Annotated in this window: 16 protein-coding genes and 1 pseudogene; 6 read left to right on the top strand and 11 right to left on the bottom strand. The window is 42.8% G+C overall.

Annotation, left to right across the window (positions count from 1 at the left end):
• The first annotated feature begins 4 nt into the window (after positions 1–4).
• Positions 5–1,828, top strand: a complete 1,824-nt coding sequence (locus LKE01_RS10220; RefSeq protein ID WP_056981813.1) for a heavy metal translocating P-type ATPase — start codon at positions 5–7, stop codon at positions 1,826–1,828.
• A 79-nt stretch (positions 1,829–1,907) separates the two neighbouring features.
• A complete protein-coding gene (rpmG, locus tag LKE01_RS10215) occupies positions 1,908–2,057 on the top strand; it encodes a 50S ribosomal protein L33 (RefSeq protein ID WP_054769682.1) in 150 nt (49 codons plus the stop codon).
• A gap of 87 nt (positions 2,058–2,144) precedes the next feature.
• Here rpmG and aguA read toward each other — a convergent pair whose 3' ends face one another.
• From aguA to menB, 3 genes and pseudogenes are all read right to left on the bottom strand, one after another.
• Complete coding sequence (gene aguA, locus LKE01_RS10210; protein ID WP_056981811.1) at positions 2,145–3,242, bottom strand: agmatine deiminase; 1,098 nt, start codon at positions 3,240–3,242, stop codon at positions 2,145–2,147.
• A gap of 157 nt (positions 3,243–3,399) precedes the next feature.
• Positions 3,400–4,820, bottom strand: a pseudogene (locus tag LKE01_RS10205) (o-succinylbenzoate--CoA ligase).
• A gap of 14 nt (positions 4,821–4,834) precedes the next feature.
• Positions 4,835–5,656, bottom strand: coding sequence for a 1,4-dihydroxy-2-naphthoyl-CoA synthase (gene menB / locus LKE01_RS10200; protein ID WP_056981810.1), 822 nt, complete (start codon positions 5,654–5,656; stop codon positions 4,835–4,837).
• A gap of 36 nt (positions 5,657–5,692) precedes the next feature.
• Between menB and LKE01_RS10195 the strand changes: the two genes are divergently transcribed.
• Together LKE01_RS10195 and LKE01_RS12400 are read left to right on the top strand one after the other, a co-directional pair.
• Positions 5,693–6,058: a PaaI family thioesterase gene (locus tag LKE01_RS10195; protein WP_082619723.1), complete on the top strand. Its 366-nt coding sequence runs from the start codon at positions 5,693–5,695 to the stop codon at positions 6,056–6,058.
• Between the two features lie 50 nt (positions 6,059–6,108).
• Positions 6,109–6,369, top strand: coding sequence for a type I toxin-antitoxin system Fst family toxin (locus tag LKE01_RS12400; RefSeq protein WP_353057997.1), 261 nt, complete (start codon positions 6,109–6,111; stop codon positions 6,367–6,369).
• 158 nt (positions 6,370–6,527) lie between these two features.
• Here the strand turns inward: LKE01_RS12400 and LKE01_RS10185 are convergent, their stop codons facing one another.
• The 8 genes from LKE01_RS10185 to LKE01_RS10150 form a co-directional block, all read right to left on the bottom strand.
• On the bottom strand, positions 6,528–7,223 hold the full coding sequence (locus tag LKE01_RS10185) for an ABC transporter ATP-binding protein (RefSeq protein WP_054769680.1): 696 nt from the start codon (positions 7,221–7,223) through the stop codon (positions 6,528–6,530).
• 2 nt (positions 7,224–7,225) lie between these two features.
• A complete protein-coding gene (locus LKE01_RS10180; RefSeq protein ID WP_056981808.1) occupies positions 7,226–8,290 on the bottom strand; it encodes an ABC transporter permease in 1,065 nt (354 codons plus the stop codon).
• The gene (locus LKE01_RS10175) at positions 8,290–8,814 is read right to left on the bottom strand and encodes a TetR/AcrR family transcriptional regulator (RefSeq protein ID WP_056981806.1); all 525 of its coding nucleotides are present in this window, start codon (positions 8,812–8,814) and stop codon (positions 8,290–8,292) included. The genes LKE01_RS10180 and LKE01_RS10175 overlap by 1 nt, the downstream gene beginning before the upstream one ends.
• 135 nt (positions 8,815–8,949) lie before the next feature.
• Positions 8,950–10,011, bottom strand: a complete 1,062-nt coding sequence (locus tag LKE01_RS10170) for a hypothetical protein (protein WP_054769679.1) — start codon at positions 10,009–10,011, stop codon at positions 8,950–8,952.
• 86 nt (positions 10,012–10,097) lie between these two features.
• Positions 10,098–11,210 carry a hypothetical protein gene (locus LKE01_RS10165; RefSeq protein WP_054769678.1) on the bottom strand — a complete coding sequence of 371 codons (1,113 nt, stop codon included), beginning with the start codon at positions 11,208–11,210 and terminating at the stop codon, positions 10,098–10,100.
• Positions 11,211–11,382: 172 nt separating this feature from the next.
• The gene (locus LKE01_RS10160; RefSeq protein ID WP_056981805.1) at positions 11,383–13,950 is read right to left on the bottom strand and encodes an FtsX-like permease family protein; all 2,568 of its coding nucleotides are present in this window, start codon (positions 13,948–13,950) and stop codon (positions 11,383–11,385) included.
• A gap of 12 nt (positions 13,951–13,962) precedes the next feature.
• Entirely contained in the window at positions 13,963–14,445 is a 483-nt protein-coding gene (locus LKE01_RS10155) for a glutathione peroxidase (RefSeq protein ID WP_056981802.1), read from the bottom strand.
• A gap of 100 nt (positions 14,446–14,545) precedes the next feature.
• Complete coding sequence (locus LKE01_RS10150; protein WP_054769677.1) at positions 14,546–16,336, bottom strand: ABC transporter ATP-binding protein; 1,791 nt, start codon at positions 16,334–16,336, stop codon at positions 14,546–14,548.
• Positions 16,337–16,495: 159 nt separating this feature from the next.
• On the opposite strand from LKE01_RS10150, the gene LKE01_RS10145 reads away from it, so the two are divergent.
• Together LKE01_RS10145 and LKE01_RS10140 are read left to right on the top strand one after the other, a co-directional pair.
• Positions 16,496–16,825 (top strand): hypothetical protein, encoded by a 330-nt coding sequence (locus LKE01_RS10145; protein ID WP_054769676.1) that lies wholly within the window; start codon positions 16,496–16,498, stop codon positions 16,823–16,825.
• Positions 16,803–17,102 (top strand): type II toxin-antitoxin system RelE/ParE family toxin, encoded by a 300-nt coding sequence (locus LKE01_RS10140; RefSeq protein ID WP_056981800.1) that lies wholly within the window; start codon positions 16,803–16,805, stop codon positions 17,100–17,102. The genes LKE01_RS10145 and LKE01_RS10140 overlap by 23 nt, the downstream gene beginning before the upstream one ends.
• The last annotated feature ends 61 nt before the right edge of the window (positions 17,103–17,163 follow it).

Genomic DNA, 17,163 nt, shown 5'->3' with positions numbered 1-17,163 from the left:
CCATATGAACAAACTTACCAATAACATGAGATTGATTGGCGTCTTAGCGGTTGCCACAATTGCCCTAATACTACAATTCGTCTTTGGACTACCACTTTATTCTCAGATTATCATCTCATCAGTCGGATCATTAATTGCCCTGCTGATGTTCATTGACATGGTCAAAACGCTCAAATCAGGAAAATTTGGGGTCGACCTGTTGGCAATTACCGCGGTAATTGCAACGATCGCAGTTGGTGAATATTGGGCAGCGTTGATTGTCCTATTGATGTTAACCGGTGGTGATGCACTTGAAGATTATGCGGCTAATAAAGCCAACTCTGAATTGCAGTCACTGCTTGAAAACTCACCACAATCTGCCCATCTGTTAAAAGATGATTCAATTATAGATGTTAAGATTGACCAGGTCAAAGTCGGCGACCGGGTTGTCGTTAAGCCTGGTGAAGTTATCCCAGTTGATGGAACCATCACCGAAGGAACCACAACCGTTGACGAATCTTCACTGACTGGTGAATCCCGGCCCATTGATAAAGTAACCGGTGGGACAGTCATGTCCGGATCGATTAACGGTGATTCTTCATTTGATATGATTGCTGACAAGACGGCCAATGAATCCCAGTACCAAAATATCATTCGCTTAGTTAAGCAGGCTGAAAGTACGCCGGCCCACTTTGTTCGAATGGCTGATAAATACGCCGTTCCATTTACTTTAATGGCGTATGTGATTGCCGGGATTGCATGGTACCTTGCCGGAGATCCGGTCCGATTTGCCGAAGTACTGGTTGTCGCATCACCCTGCCCACTCATTTTAGCAGCACCGATTGCACTGGTATCAGGGATGAGCCGAGCCAGCCGAAACGGTATTATCGTTAAAAGCGGAACAATTATTGAAAAGTTATCAAATGCTAAAACTTTTGCGTTTGATAAAACCGGAACCATTACCAAAGGCCATTTAACTGTCAGCAAGATTTACGCAGCTGAAGGCTATACAAGAGAACAGGTTTTATCATTGGCTGCAGGTGCTGAGCAACAATCAAGTCACATTCTGGCCCGTTCGTTGGTTTCACCAATTCCCGACAGAATTCCAACCGCAACCAACGTGGTTGAAACGACAGCTGAAGGAGTCCAGGCAACCATCAATGGCCAGACAGTCAAAGTTGGGAAGGCGGCGTTTGTGTCACCCGACCCAATTAAGACAATCGATCAAACCACCGTTTATGTTTCTGTCAACGACAAATATGTTGGCTATGTGGCATTCTCTGATCAGGTACGGCCAGAAGCTAAATCAGTTATGGACAGCCTGCATGAACAAGGCGTCACTCAGATCATGATGATTTCAGGCGACCAATTACCGATTGCATCGGAAATTGCCGATCGTGTCGGAATTGATAAAGTTTATGCCGAAAGATTACCAGAAGAAAAAATTGAAGTTCTCAAGGAAGTTGAAAAGAAGCACCGCCCTGTTGTCATGGTTGGTGATGGTGTAAATGATGCGCCATCTCTTGCAACCGCTGATGTCGGAATTGCAATGGGGGCTCACGGAGCGACAGCTGCCAGTGAATCTGCAGACGCGGTTGTCTTAAAAGATGATCTTGGCTTGGTCAGCAAAGCCGTTCAAATTTCAGATGATACCATGCGGGTTGCAAAAGAATCTGTTCTGATCGGAATTGCAATTTGTACAATTCTGATGCTGATTGCCAGCTTCGGAATTATTCCGGCAATCTTTGGTGCAATGCTCCAAGAAGTCGTCGATACCGTCACTATTTTATGGGCTTTGAGAGCTCGTGGTGGCGACAAAAAAGAAGCCGATTTGGTCCCAGCTCAGTAATTTCGATTTGACAAATTTACAGATTGCTATATATTTAGAAAGGTAAAGTGTACCATTTTTTGAACTAGGAGGGAAAATAATGAGAATTCACGTTATTATGCACAATAAGGAAACCGGCGAAGAATACTTAACTTCTAAGAACCGTCGGAACAACCCAGATCGCTTAAAGTTAATGAAGTATTCACCAAAGCTGCGTAAGCGAGTTTTGTTTGAAGAAAAAAAGAACTAGAGCATAAAAATAAGCCTAAGCAATTGATGTTAATCAGTTGCCTGGGCTTTTTATTTTGACTTGTTTGATTTTTCGTATCCCATGAATTTATTTGCTTGCCGGAACCTGCTGGGTGATGCAATGGATGTTTCCACCGCCAAGAATAATTTCTCGAGCGAAGACACCGACAATCTTTCGGTCAGGGTAAAGTCTTTGCAGCGTCTTCTCAGCTCTGGCATCGTTTGGATCACCAAAGGTTGGAAAAACAATGCCGCCGTTTGCGGTGTAGTAATTGACGTAGCTGGCTGCCAGCCGATCGCCTTCCTGACGAGGCAAAGTGCCATCAACTGCATCAACGCCTTCACTTTCTTCTTTGGTAATTGTCACTGGCTTGGGAACATACAGCTTTTCAACTTGAATTTTCCGCCCGCGGGCATCGGTGGAATGACGTAAGATGTCATCATTTTCTTTCGATATTTCATATTGTGGGTCATCTTTATCATCAGTCCATGCCAAGACAACTACCCCGGGTTTTACAAAGTTAGCAATGTTGTCAACGTGACCATTGGTTTCGTCCAAATAGATTCCCCGTTTAAGCCAAATAACCTTTTCGACGTTTAGATATTTCTTCAAGACATCTTCAATCTGTCCTTTTGATAATTGCGGATTGCGGCCCTTGGACAGCAGACACTCCTCAGTTGTGATCAATGTCCCCTCGCCATCAACATGAATGGCGCCGCCTTCCAGCACGAAGTCATCCAACCGATAACGATCGGTACGCTCCAACTCGATGACTTTTTGGGCAACGCGATCATCTTTATCCCACGGAAAGTATAGCCCGTCGACCAAGCCGCCCCATGCATTAAATGTCCAATCAACGCCACGAAGTTGACCGTCATCATTCACAACAAAAGTTGGCCCAGAATCCCGAATCCATGAATCGTTACTGGAAATTTCAATAACCTCAACATCATCCGGCAACATATGGCGTGCGTTGATATATTGTTCATCAGAAACGCCAACGGTAACGTGTTCAAATTGTGAAATTGCCTTTGCGACATTAGCGAAGGTATGCTGAGCCGGCTTTGCGCCATTGCGCCAATTGTCCGGACGCTCCGGCCAGAGCATATAGACACCCTGATGGCGGGCAAACTCAGCTGGCATTCTGTATCCATCGGCTTTTGGTGTTGAGTGTAAAGTACGCATTGAATTTTCCTCCTACATCGAGTCATTCATCATGAATGGTATTTTGGTTAGCTAGTAGCCTAAGTATACATGAACTGCAGAATTATCAATACCAGAATAAACCGAGGTTAATCTAAAAAATCCCTCTATTGGAAGTTTTCCAATAGAGGGATTAATATTACTGTTTCAAAAGCTTTTTGAGTTTAAATCGTTGGATCTTGCCGCCAGCATTCATAGGCATTTTAGAAATCTGAATAAACTGACGTGGAACTTTATAATGTGCAAGCTTTTGACGGCCATAATCAATTAAATTCTGTTTAGAAATCGGATGTTTACTGACAACAAACGCCACCGGGGACTGACCCCATTCCGGATCATCCACACCAACAACGGCTATTTCATCAACTTCTTTTCTTGCAAGATAGACCGACTCGATTTCATCTGGGAAAATATTCTCACCGCGAAAATAATCATATCGTCGATACGACCATCGACATACAGAAAGCCGTCATTATCAAGATGGCCAATGTCGCCGGTCTTATACCAACCGTCTGACGTTTTCTTGCTTTCCAAAGCATTCGAGCGATTCAAATAACCTTTTGTCAGCGCCGGTGTCTTGATCAGAATTTCCTGATTTTCACCCAACTTCAGCTGTGTTAAGAATAATGGTTTACCCACGGACCCAATTCTCCGCTCTGCATCTTCGTAATTTAAAGCAACAATTTGCGAACATGTTTCAGTCATCCCATATGATTGAACAACTGGAATTCGATACTTTTGGCAGAGCTTTAGCGTTTGGTGATCAATTGGACCACCACCAAGAAGCATACATCTAAAATTCGAGTTATATGGTACATCGTGTTGAGCACGCAAAGTCAGCAACTTTTTTAGCATGTATGGAACGACAGAAACGGTGGATATCGGCTCTGTTGTCAAAATTTGATCGATATTTTCCGGCTGGAAGTGTGAGACTAATCTGATCGTCATTCCATAAATTAATCCTCGCATCATAATTGAAAATCCACTGATATGAAAAATTGGTACCGCACATAGCCATTCATCCTCAGCACTCAATCCCAAATTCAAGGATGAAGAAACTGCCGAAGCAAAATGGTTTCCAAAGGTCTGCATCACACCTTTCGGTCGCCCTGTCGTTCCAGAAGTATACATAATACTAGCAACATCTTCGTCATGAAATTCACTTACCAATTGATAATTTGCAGCCGGAACTCTCATTAAGGAACTGAATTTCATGAACCCCTTCTGAAAGCTGTCTCGCCACAGTTTATCTTCGACCAGACACATACTCGGATTGCTATCCTTTAACTGACGTGTAATTTCCTCGTCACTTAATCGCCAATTAATCCAGACAATTGACCGGTTAGATCCCAGAATAGCCAATGCCAACAGATATCCTGATAACGAATTACTGGTCATAATGGCAACTCGCTGACCTTCTAAAACATCTGCTGTCTTTAATTGTCCTGATAACTTGATAACCTCTTGTTTCAGTTTTGCAAAGGTCAATTGAGTTTTGCCATCATCCACAGCAATTCTGTTTGGTACTAAATACGCTTGTTTTAAAATCCAATTATCCAACTGTTTCAACCTCTTTATGGAAATTTGGGAAACTGATTAAAGTCAGGCTTACGTTTTTCATTGAATGCATCCCGACCTTCTTTACCTTCATCAGTGGTATAAAACAACATGGTTGCATCCCCACCAAGCTGTTGCAGCCCTGCCAAGCCATCTGTATCAGCATTCATGGCCGCCTTAATAAATCGTAAAGCAGTTGGTGATTTTTGGAGAATCTCATTACACCAATCAAGAGTAGCCGATTCAACCTCAGCTAAAGGAACCACTTTATTAATCCAATTCATCTGAAATGCTTCTTCAGCAGAATAGAAATGATTCAGGAACCAAACTTCTTTTGCCCGCTTGTGGCCAATCACTCGTGCAAGATAACCAGAGCCATATCCAGCGTCAAAACTACCAACTTTAGGCCCGGTCTGTCCAAATTGGGCATTATCGGCAGCAATTGTTAAATCACAAACCAGTTGTAAAATATTGCCACCGCCCACTGACCAACCTTTAACCATTGCAATGACAGGCTTTGGAATAATTCTGATTAAATGTTGCAAGTCCAACACATTTAAGCGGGCAATATGGTCAGGTCCGACATAGCCGCCATTTCCACGAACGCCTTGATCACCGCCGGATGAAAAGGCCTTATCACCGGCGCCGGTTAGAATAATAACGCCAATTGTGCTATCATCACGACAGATATTGAATGCGTCAATCATCTCTTGAATGGTAACGGGAGTGAAAGCATTCATCTTTTTAGGTCGATTCATAGTGATTTTTGCAATTTTGTCTGCTCTTTCAAAAACAATTTCTTTGTATTCTTTAACGGGTTGCCAATCAACTGAAGTCATATGTCTCTATCCTTTCAAAATTGGAGTGTTGAAAATTTGAATAACTTACTCGATTTACTGGGGATTCAAACCGTCTCTGGCAGCAAAACTAACGTCATTATATCACTAGCAGTAACCGATCTTATTAAGCAGCCGTATGGCTTGGTTCATGGAGGAATCAACTCAGTGCTTGCCGAGACGGCCGCTTCAATTGGGGCGAACGAAAATTTGGATGCCAATAATCATGCGGTCGGAATTAATATTTCAACTCAACATTTACATCCAGTCTCCAGTGGAACGCTGATTGCCAATGCCGTTCCTTTACAGATTGGCCAACGAATTCAAACATGGCAGGTAAAAGTCACCAATGATAGTAAGCTTACGAGCACCAGCGTTGTGACACTTGCTAACAATAATCATTGATGAGAAGTTTTTAGTGCTTATCAGCATAGTGAAAATATAAAAAGTGAACCTTGATTAGGCTCACTTTTTTATATTTGATATTGGTCTACGTTACACACCATAGCTCGTTTGGAATACTACAACTCATTGTTCTCCTACTAAAAAGTCATTATACAAGCGAATATATCTCCGGTATCATTAAAGGGCTGACCTGTTTGTTTGAAACTAGGAGAGGTGGTGGTTATTTGTCTTCATTGTTGACACAGATGGTAGTTGCAATTTTAGCAGGAATAGTGGTAGCACTGTTCAGCAACTGGCTGAACAATCGCTAGCAATGCAACCAAAATATGTAAAAAGGGAACCCGCGCATGGGTTCCCTTTTTTGATTATTTGTCTTCATTGCACATCTATATTATGCCATGAAGTAAGATTGAGAGTCAATGATAATTAATTTGACCAAGATCCTTGATCCCTGTATTTGTGTCCAATATTAACGGTCCAACACATGTTCCTTATCCTTCAAACTAATCTTACCGTCCAAGATCTCATAGGTCTTGTCCGCAAAATCCAGCAACCGCAAATCATGGGTTACAACCACAACCGCCTTATTTCTGCTTTCCGCGAGATCCTTAAACAATTTGCCAACCTCAGCCACTTTTTCGCTATCCAAAGCAGCGGTTGGTTCGTCCACCAACACAATATCCGGATCGGCATATAACGCTCTGGCAATTGCGACTCGTTGAGTTTGACCGCCGGAAAGCTCGCCGGGAAACTTGTCAACAAGTTGGGAGATTCCCAGCTGCTTCAGCAAATTATCCAAATCCTGCTTACTCAAGTTTCCTTCACGCTTAACCTTATCGACAAATGCAAATTGTTCTTTAACCTTCAAATATGGCACCAGGTTATACGACTGAAGGACAAAGCCGACTCGGTTCAATCGTAATTTATCACGCTGACCTTTAGTCAGTTTTTCCACTGGCTGGCCTTCCACTTCGACAGAACCCGAAGTTGGTGTCTGTAAGCCGCCGGCAATGGTTAAGAAGGTACTTTTCCCTGAACCGGATGGGCCAACGACCAGAATAAGCTGCCCACGATCCGCGGCAAAGTTCACATCTTTCAAAACATGCACTTTGCTAATGCCACTTCCGAAATACTTATTAATATTTTTTAATTCAATAACTGACATGATTAACCTCCAATTACACTGACAGGATCAACGGTCGCAATCTTTTGGGCAGGAATTGCCGCTCCAATGACTCCCATGATCATCAACCCAATTGAAATCCAAGTGAGCACCGGAATATTAAACGCCATTGGGACTCCCACTGGCAAAAGCGATCCGGTTAATGCCGCCAGAAGTGCACCGATCACGACGCCGGATGCCATTAAAATCAGTGACTGACTAGTAATTGTTGAAACAAGTGCCCTGGCAGGAATTCCCTGAGCTCTTAATACGGCATACGTTGGCAATGCCTGCATGGTCAAAATGTACAGGAACACGGCGATAATGACCAACGAAATAATCATCAAAAAGCCAATCATAAAGCCAAAGGTTGTATTTTCAGCAGAATATCCGGGAAGCTTTGAAATAAACTTATTCATCGAATACGTCTTCAAATGGGAATCATGGGCATTGTACTTGGCATTTTTAGAAACAATGGCACTTCCGGAAACCGGCGCATTGGGAATTCCCCGTAAGTATTTCCAGGTAGCCATGGTTCCGTATGCGACTGGGGCAACGTTTAATTTAGCATTCTTGGTAAAGCCGACAATTTGGTATTTGTCCTTGAACGAATTCAAAGTCACCTTGTCACCCAGTTTGTAGCCGTCAGTCTTGAACTTTTCATCAACCACGATTTGATGGTTATTACGCGCTTTGTGACCTGAAGTCAGCTTCAAATCTTTAATGATAAATTGGGATTTACGAGCACCAATAAATGAAGCCGAAATCTTCTCTTTGCCCTTGTGCTTGGCAACAACCGGTGTTGACCCAATCACGGCCTCCTTGGATGATAATTTGGCATCTTTGGCCTGATCGTTGGTAATCGTCGACTGCGTCAAACTGATATTTGAATCCTTGTTCAAAACAATACTTTTGGCATCCCATGAATTAATTGCCTGGGTATTTTCACCGGCAAGGCCGAATGCCAAACTGGTCAAGATAAAGATTAAGTAGGCGATCAAGACCACCATCGAAATGATTAATCCATATCGTAATTTTTCGTGTCGAATTTCTTTTAAAGCTAAATACATTATGCGTTCCCCTTCCCTGACAACAAATCCAGTGCATCTGAAAGCTTCTTCATGATGACTGATTGTGAATCCGGATTGATAATAATCTGTTTGATTGCCTCATGGCTTAAAATCATCGTGGCCCACTCAGGCGCTGTAACCGTGTTGGGATCCACACTTCCTTGAGAAATTAGCGATTCATTTTTCATCAGGTGCATCTTAATTAAGCCAAAGTACTGACTGTCACGGGCCCCCTTTACAAAACCCGTCACCTGATCCAAATAAAATTGTGGTTGAAACACGCCGCCAGTTTCATTGTTAATCTCACTATGAATGTCTCTCATCGCAACGCCGTAAAGGTATTTATATGCATCGGTTAAGTCGTCAAAATATTTATAAAAGGCGCCTCGGGCAATTCCAGCAGTCTTTACAATGGGCGCCACTTGAGCAGTTGCCAAAGGTTCAGCTGAGAATTCTTTCAGTAGTGCCTGACGAATCTTGGTTTGTTTTTCAACGCTTAAATTGGTAAATGTTTTCGATACCATGATCATTCTCCTTATATGACACCGTGTCATTAATCTATAAATCGAGTATAAAGCCTTGGTGACACGATGTCAACAATAAAGTTTAAAAGAACCGCAAAACGGCCAGAGACGGCAATTTCGCGGTTCTTTATGATTTTAATATCGAGTTGTTGATCTCAAAAGTTCAGGATTTCGGTTGGACAATAACATTGCGTGACCGGTTGAATCAAAAATCATACTCTCAAATTCACGGTGTGAATTAAAGCGCATATATTTGATATCGCTTGGACGCAAGTGGCCGCGGCCATTCAACTTTCTGGCTGGAAGGGTTTGAATTGAATCATCGGAAACCAGGTAAAGTCGGCCGTTGTGTGGGTTGTAGCCCATAGCTTGTTGATGAGTACCAGTTTGTTTTCTCAGCATTTGCTTAGCCAAACGAACGTGGATTGAACGACTGCCCAATTTACCTTTATAAATCTTAACGTGGCCGCCGGAAATTCCCCACCAATATGCATTACCGGAGTTATCAAAGGTTAAGTCGTGGCCGGCAGGGACCATTGCACCACGGTTATTCATATGGAACTTGATGGCTCTGTTGGGCTTTAATGAAGACATGCTGATTCGTTGAATTGTTGACCAGGCAGTTGGCTTCATATCGGCACGGTCACGCCACATCCAGATTGAGTGGTGCTTCTTGTTGTATGCCAATGATTGACCGTGACCGACGTTGAACATTGGTCCAACCTTCATGCCGGCAGTCTTTTTGCCTAGTGAGTTTTGAGCTTTGCTTAAGCTCATATGATTCAAGGTACTTCTGTTATAACGAACAATAAATCCTTTACCATGGAATTGATGTGGTGCATAAAGGACAAACAGATACTTACCGGCAAATGCAGCTGCTTGAGGATTAGTCACATCCCGACTGGATTTACCCAGTGCCTCATGCGTAGCTGGCAGAAGATACTTGGTCTTCAAAGTCCATTTAGTACCGTGAACACTCTTGATAGTTTCACGGCCGGATGGATTCTTGGACCAACCATAATTACCGGCTTTGACAAAGTGAACCTTGCTGTTGTTCAGGATCCGTAAACTCGAGCCTGAATACTGGCTAATGGCATTGCTGTGCTGCACAATCGTAGCAGCATCAACAGTTCCAGCAAATGACGTACTCAACAAAATTGCCGTAGCAATTCCCACAGATAACTTACCAAACTTCATAATACCCCTCCAGATATTCCATTAATTTGATATACTTTGATAACATTATTGTACATCTTGAACTTGAAAAATCTACACTTTATTTATTAATATGATCGATTTGCTTGTAAAACTTCGGGACAGTGGTTGACCAGTAAATTACCACGTGAAGAGCCATCATAGGCAATCCCTTCAAATTCGCGTTTGGGACCAAACTGTGTCCATTCAAAGTTGTGGTTGGTCAGATGCCCATGACCTTTTAATCGTTTGGACGAAAAACTGGCAATCGAAGCATCTGACAGCATCAACAACCGCTTGCGGACGGGATTATATCCCATGCTTTGAATGCGGGTTCCAGGCAAGTGTTTCAAGACTTGGTGGGTTAAACGGAAATGAACGGATCGGTGATGAATCTTACCTTTGAAGATATACGCACCCCAACCGGGGAATGACCAGAAGTAGGCATTGCCATACTTATCAAAGGTCAAATCATGGCCACCGGGAACCGACACGCCATGACTGTGTAGCCGGAAACGAATCGCATGATCCGGTCTTAAGCTGGAAGCCTTGATGTGTTGGATATAACCCCAGTTGCTGACAGGAACTCGTGGTGCCTTTTCCTTATCGCGCCACATATACAGACCGTGATTTTTCCAGTTATATGCAAGTGATTGGCCGTGTCCGGTTGTAAAGATTGGGCCGACTTTAATGTACTTATGAATCTTCTTTTGGATCTTTGAGTATTTGCCATGATGCTTATGATAGGCATCGCGCAATTCTTTTGGATGAAGTTGAATACCCATTGCATCCAACTTCTTGATGTTAAACCTGACAATGCGACCCTTATTGCGAATATTGGTTGGGCAATAAACAATGTACATATAACTTTTGCCATTCATGGCAATTGACTGCGGATTTCCCCATCGTTGGCCATCTTTACCTGGCAACGGTAAGATATACCGAGTTCTAAATGTGACTTTTTTGCCTCGTTCTGAAGCAATTTCGTGCTCAATGCCGGTATGGGTAACGTGATAATATTTTTTAGGCACTTTCACGTAATGAACCTTCGAATTATTCAGGTTTCGTAACCGACCTTTATGTAATGCTGATGAACGTTGATGATAAATATGAAATTTGGCATTTGCGTTGATTGGCGATTGGAGCGCCAAAAACAACACTAAAAATAGGGCAAAACAAATAACCCTCTTGATGGACCTCATGCAATTCCCCCTCAGAAATGAACATTTGTTAAGATTTCGTAAAGTTCCGAATACATTCAATATTAGCCTTTTGCGTAACAAATGTAAATGTTATTTATAGACAAATTGTTATAATAATAAAACGCCGGGTGATTACCCGACGTTTTTGTGTTTTCATATTTAGATTCTACATTTATTCCCGAGAAGATAATGAATCCAACATATCAATATTTTTCAATTTATAGTGGGTAATCACGCCGACTACCAAGCTAAAACAGGCCGTCAAAACAGCCGACCAAATATAGCCGGGATAATGCACCGTTAGCGGAAATAGGATGGCACCGGTTTGAGCCTTAATCATGATGAAATGGTGGAGAATCAAACCGATGAACCAGCCAAAGAAAATGCCGGCCAAGGTTAAAACCACATTTTCTCTGGCAACATATGCCGTCACCTCGTTGTCGTAAAATCCGAGAACTTTAATAGTTGATAGTTCGCGCATTCGCTCGGAAATATTGACGTTGGTCAGGTTGTAAAGAACCACCAACCCGAGGGCTGCCGATAAGGCAATAAAGATCAAAACAACTGAACTCAAGCCAACCGTGCCAAGTGTACTGTTGGCATATCTTGGATAAGTAACATTCAAAACGCCGGATTGTTTCAGCACGTTCCGACTGGTATGATGACGGCTTTGAGTGGTCTCGCTTTTAAGCTTGAGCAGCCGTGAGTTTGGTGAATATTTGGTCGATGAAACTTTGTTAAAATACTTTGGCGTCAAATACATATAGTGACCGGCATAATTCTTGGTGATCCCGGCAACTCGAACTTTTAGCAGCTTGTTGCCAAGCTTTGCGGACAACACGGTGCCCTTTTTGGCATTCATATCAGTTGCCAGCTTTTCGGTAAGAATGACGCCGGTATTCGTAAACTTCTCGGCTTTGCCGGTTTTTGGGTTGGCTAGTGAAACATACTTTTCAAAATGCGCAGTCGATTGAGGCGCAATCATTGTGACCGTTGCATTACGTTTAATGCCCTTTGTCGGGGCAACGGTGACGGATTGAACCATTGCCGATTTTTGAGATTGAATATTTTTATCATGAATTTGTTTATTCGAATCGGCCAGTGTCACAATCCCCTGATAATGCTGTACCTGATTGAACTGATCCGGAATCAAATCGTTAACGGAATCTCGAATCCCAAATCCAGCCAGCATCAATCCCGTACAGCCGGCAATGCCGACAATCGTCATAATCATCCGGGTCTTGTATCGAAAGAGGTTTCGATAGCTAACTTTCTGGTTGAAATTCATTCGACGCCAAAGCGGCTTGATTCGCTCCAACAAAATCCGTTTGCCGGCTTTAGGAGCCCGCTCACGCATTAGTTCCGTCGGTTTTTCACGGAGATTGATCATCAAAACAACAGCGGCACTTCCAAGAGTTGCAACCAGACCGGCAACGAGGGCTTCAACGATAAATGCCCAGGGAATGACCCCATGGTACTGGGTCAAATTATTGTTGCTGAGCATCCCAAAGATGAACTTCGGCAAAGTAATCGTGCCGAACACGCCTCCTGCAATGGAGCCAAGAATCCCGGCCAGAACCGAATAAATGACATACTTCATTGAAATGAAGCCCTTGGTATAACCGAGGGCTCGCATCAAACCGATTTCTCGCCGGTTCTTTTCAATCATCCTGGAAATGGTCGTGAATGTAATCAAAACAGCGATGAAGAGGAAGAATCCCGGAAAGATCACCGCGATAGCCGCAATACTCTTGGATTCGTCAAAGTAGTCCTGATAGCCCACATTAGCGGTCCGGTCATTATAAAGATAGGTTGCCTGGGGAGTCTTTTGTAAAGCCTTCTTGGCAGCTTGTAATTTTGAAATGCCGGCCAAAATCTTTTTGGCAGCTGCTTTTGTCGTTGTACTTTGATATTGGGCCGGGACGGCTTTAAGCTGCTTGGCCTGTCTTTGGAGTTGGGTTAAACGCTGATTAACCTTTGCCAGTTCTGGTTCAATCAACTCGGCACGCCTTTGCTCCGGTCGGGCATCAAGTTTGCTTTCAAGTCGATCCTGATCGCAATTGACGCGCTTATTATACTTGCTGGTGCCAGCCGTCAAGCCACTGGTGTTATTGAAACGGACAGCAATCATTGCGAAAGCTTTCTGATCAAATGCCCGGCTTGGCGCATAGGCAAAGTAATCCACTTCACCGCTGCCAACGTTGGTGGTTCCCCGATCAGTGGAGCTGACAAATAATGGTGAATTAACAAAGCCGACAATTTTAAACGACTTGGATTTCAAGCCGTCCATTTTAGGCAACGTGTAAGTTTGACCTAATTTATAGCCGTCAGATTTGGCTTTATCATCCAACACAATTTGGTTTTCATTGACCGGCAGCCGACCAGAAACCAATTTTAACCGATTCAGTTTGGCTGTTTTTGAGTAAGAGTAGACCTGAACAACCTGATTTTGAGACTTCTTAACCGTCACCATATGGTTAGGTTCGGCAGTCTTAACATTTTTATCATTCCTGATCAGACTTAAATCTTTATTTGTGAGTCCCAGTGTCGAAGTGACATTTAGATCCCCCAAATTCTGTTGGGCAAAGTACCGGTCGGCAGAATTATCCAAATCAGGTCCGGTTGCCCGGATCCCAACATAGAGTAGTGATCCCAGCAGGATTATGAGGACAATCGAAATAAACTTACCCCAAGAGTAAGTTATTTCGCGAATTGTTGCTTTGAAATAGGTCGAATTCAACTTGTTGCCTTCTTATAAGATGATTTTTGTATTAAGCGCGGTGTAGACGGCTTCTTCCATTGCTTCGGGTTTAGTAATTGGCGCAAAACGATGAATCAACTGACCATCCTTACCAATCAAAAATTTGGTGTAATTCCATTTAATTTTGCCGTGGCCGGATTCGTTCTTAAGGTGGGTAAACAAAGGATCTTCACCGTTGCCATTGACAACGACTCGCTTTGTCATGGGAAATGTTACCCCATAATGCAGCCGGCAGTACTCGTCAGCTTCCTGATCACTGGCAAGCTCTTGATGGAACTGGTTTGAAGGCAGTCCGAGAACAACCAGTCCCTCATTTTTATACTTCTTGTATAGCTGTTCCAAGCCTTCCAGTTGAGGTGCCAAGCCACACTTGCTGGCCGTGTTGACAATGATCACAACTTTATTCTTGAACTCACTTAAATCAAGCGTTTTGCCGCTCATTTCGGTTTCTTGATAATCGTAAATTGTCTTCATTTTTCGTCACCCATTTTTTAGTATTTATGTTCAGTGTAAACTAAAAGGCCAAAAAAAGCAGTCACGAATATCAAATTCATGACTGCTCAACTAATCTGCTCTATTCAAATTGGGCCTCATAAAGCTGCTTGTAATACCCATTTTCATTCATCAATTCATTGTGAGTTCCCCGTTCCACAATCTTGCCATCATCCACTACCAGGATTTGATCGGCATTATGAATGGTCGACAATCTGTGGGCAATGACCAATGATGTCCGTTGCTCCATCAGGTTTTCCAATGCGTGTTGAATGGTCTTTTCTGATTCATTATCCAAAGAAGCAGTGGCTTCATCAAGAACCACAATCTGGGCGTCCTTCAGCAGGGCTCGGGCAATCGCAATCCGTTGCTTTTGCCCGCCAGATAAACGGATTCCCCGTTCGCCAACCTGGGTCTTCATCTGGTTGGGTAATCCCTTAATGAAATCATCGATATCCGCCAGTTTGGCAACCTGCCACAGCTGTTCGTCCGTGGCACCGGGTGTCCCATAACGAATATTGTCGGCAATCGTGCCGTCAATGATGAAAATGTCTTGAGAAACAATCGCAATGTTTTGTCTGAGCGATTTTAATCTGATGTGTTTAATTGGAATGCCGTCAAAGTAAATCTGACCGCTGTTAACATCATACAAACGGTCCAGTAAATCGGTAATTGTTGATTTACCGGCACCTGAATGGCCAACCAGGGCGGTTTGCTTGCCAAATGGAATGTCAAATGACACATCCCTGATGGCCGACTTATGTGGTGACTGCGGTTCATCCGACGTATACGAGAATGTCACGTGGTCAAATTTGACTCCAGACTTAATCTGTGGAAATTCAACTGCATCCTTATCATCCACGATTGCCGGCTTCAAGCCCATGATGCTGACAATCCGGCCGTATGAAACCAAGGATTGCTGAAACTGATTTAGCAGTCTGGAAAAAGCACTAATCGGGCTTTGAAGAATTCCTACATAACTCAGGTAGGCAACTAGTTGTCCAACCGTCAGCTGGTTTTTGAAAACAAACAGGGTTCCCAAAAACAGGACAATTGCCGTGCCAAGGTATTCAATGAAAGTTACCAGCGGCGAGAAAATTGCCTGATTCTTGGTGGCTTCAATGATATTATCCTTATTCATGGTTGCTAATTTATCGAAGCGTTGTGATTCCAAATCCTCAGTTGTGTAACTCTTGATCAACTGAATTTGAGTCAGGGTGTTTTGCAGCTGATTGGTCATCAGTGCCTGTGACTGTCTGGCTTTTCGATACGATTCACGAATCCGGGTTCTAAAAATTCGGACAGCTAAGAAAATCAACGGAAATGTCAGACTGACAGCCAAAGCCATTTCCCAATTAACAAAGAACACAAATCCCAGAACGCCAACAAACGTGAAGATACTCCCAATCAATGACAGCATGTTCGGCGAAATCAGGTTCTGCAGATTATTAATATCCGAAGTCAATCGGACCATCAAATCCCCGGTTTTACTGGATTCAAAGAAATGCGTATCCAGTCTAATCAGATACTGATAAAGCTGATTTCTGAGATTTGTAATGGCCCCCTGACTCATCACGCCCATGTAATAGGTTGAAACATAGGTGAAAATCCCAGAAATTGTGACGGTCAAAAGCAGCAGGCCAACGACAACGGCTAGCTGCGCGGTACTTTTATTTGGAATAACGTGGTCAATAATATACTGGTTGAATTGTGGCAATAAGAAATCCATCAACGATAGAATGGTCAGAACAACAACGTTGACGATCAGAATCCACGGTCGTTTAAGAACCGTTCCAAACACAAATTTGAACATCCCCATCATCGTCACGCCAGCTTGAACATCATCGTTTTCTTGGCTTTGTGCCTGCTTCATATGCTCACCCCCGAAAACTGTTCGCATTACTTATGACGCCATATTATTCCACGAATGGGCAGGAAAGGTCAAAGGATTAGCTTACAGATATATTGATTGAAATTATCAAAAAGTCCAGATATAATGTAATTACTAATAAGAACAAATGGGGTGACTTAAATGGAAACTCAGACTAGAAAACAAGGAAACTCAATTATGTTGACGGTGCCCAGTAAGTTTAACATTGGCCCCGGCGTCACAGTGAAGCCAAAGTTAACGCCCGATGGTATCTTCTACGAGTTTGTTAAAGAGGATGACGACTTCTTTAATTTTGATGAAGACATCTTGAACGATATTGTAAAAGATAAGATTCCTGAGGAACAAGTACCAAAGGAGTTTACAAAGCGTAATAAGGCGTTGAATGGTGCCTGGAAACAAATGGTAAAAGAAGCAAAAGACTCCTCAGTTCCGACAACCCGAGAGGCCTTTGAAAAAGAAATTGGGCTATGAGATTGAGCTTCCTAACCGAGTGAAGAGATACATCAAGAAGATTAAAGATAAACGATTTAAACAATTAATTGTGGAAGCAATCTTTCAAGATATCCCCAGCAATCCTGAACATGGGACGGTAAAACATGGCGATCTTGCGGGCATATACACATGGAATATCACCTATCAAAAAAGCATGTATCGAATAGCATATTCGATCATCAATGGAAAAGTGATAGTGATTATTTTAGTTGGATCTCATGAAAGTTTTTATGATCAATTAAAGAAACTACAATGAGTATACTAAATGGTCCCCAATAAACTTTTATAAGCTTATTGGGGGCCATTGTTTTTCTATA

The sequence above is a fragment of the Lentilactobacillus kefiri genome, from assembly GCF_007989105.1.
Taxonomy (GTDB): Bacteria; Bacillota; Bacilli; order Lactobacillales; family Lactobacillaceae; genus Lentilactobacillus; species Lentilactobacillus kefiri.
Note: the sequence above shows the minus strand (reverse complement) of the source record. Positions and strands in the feature narration are given on the sequence as shown.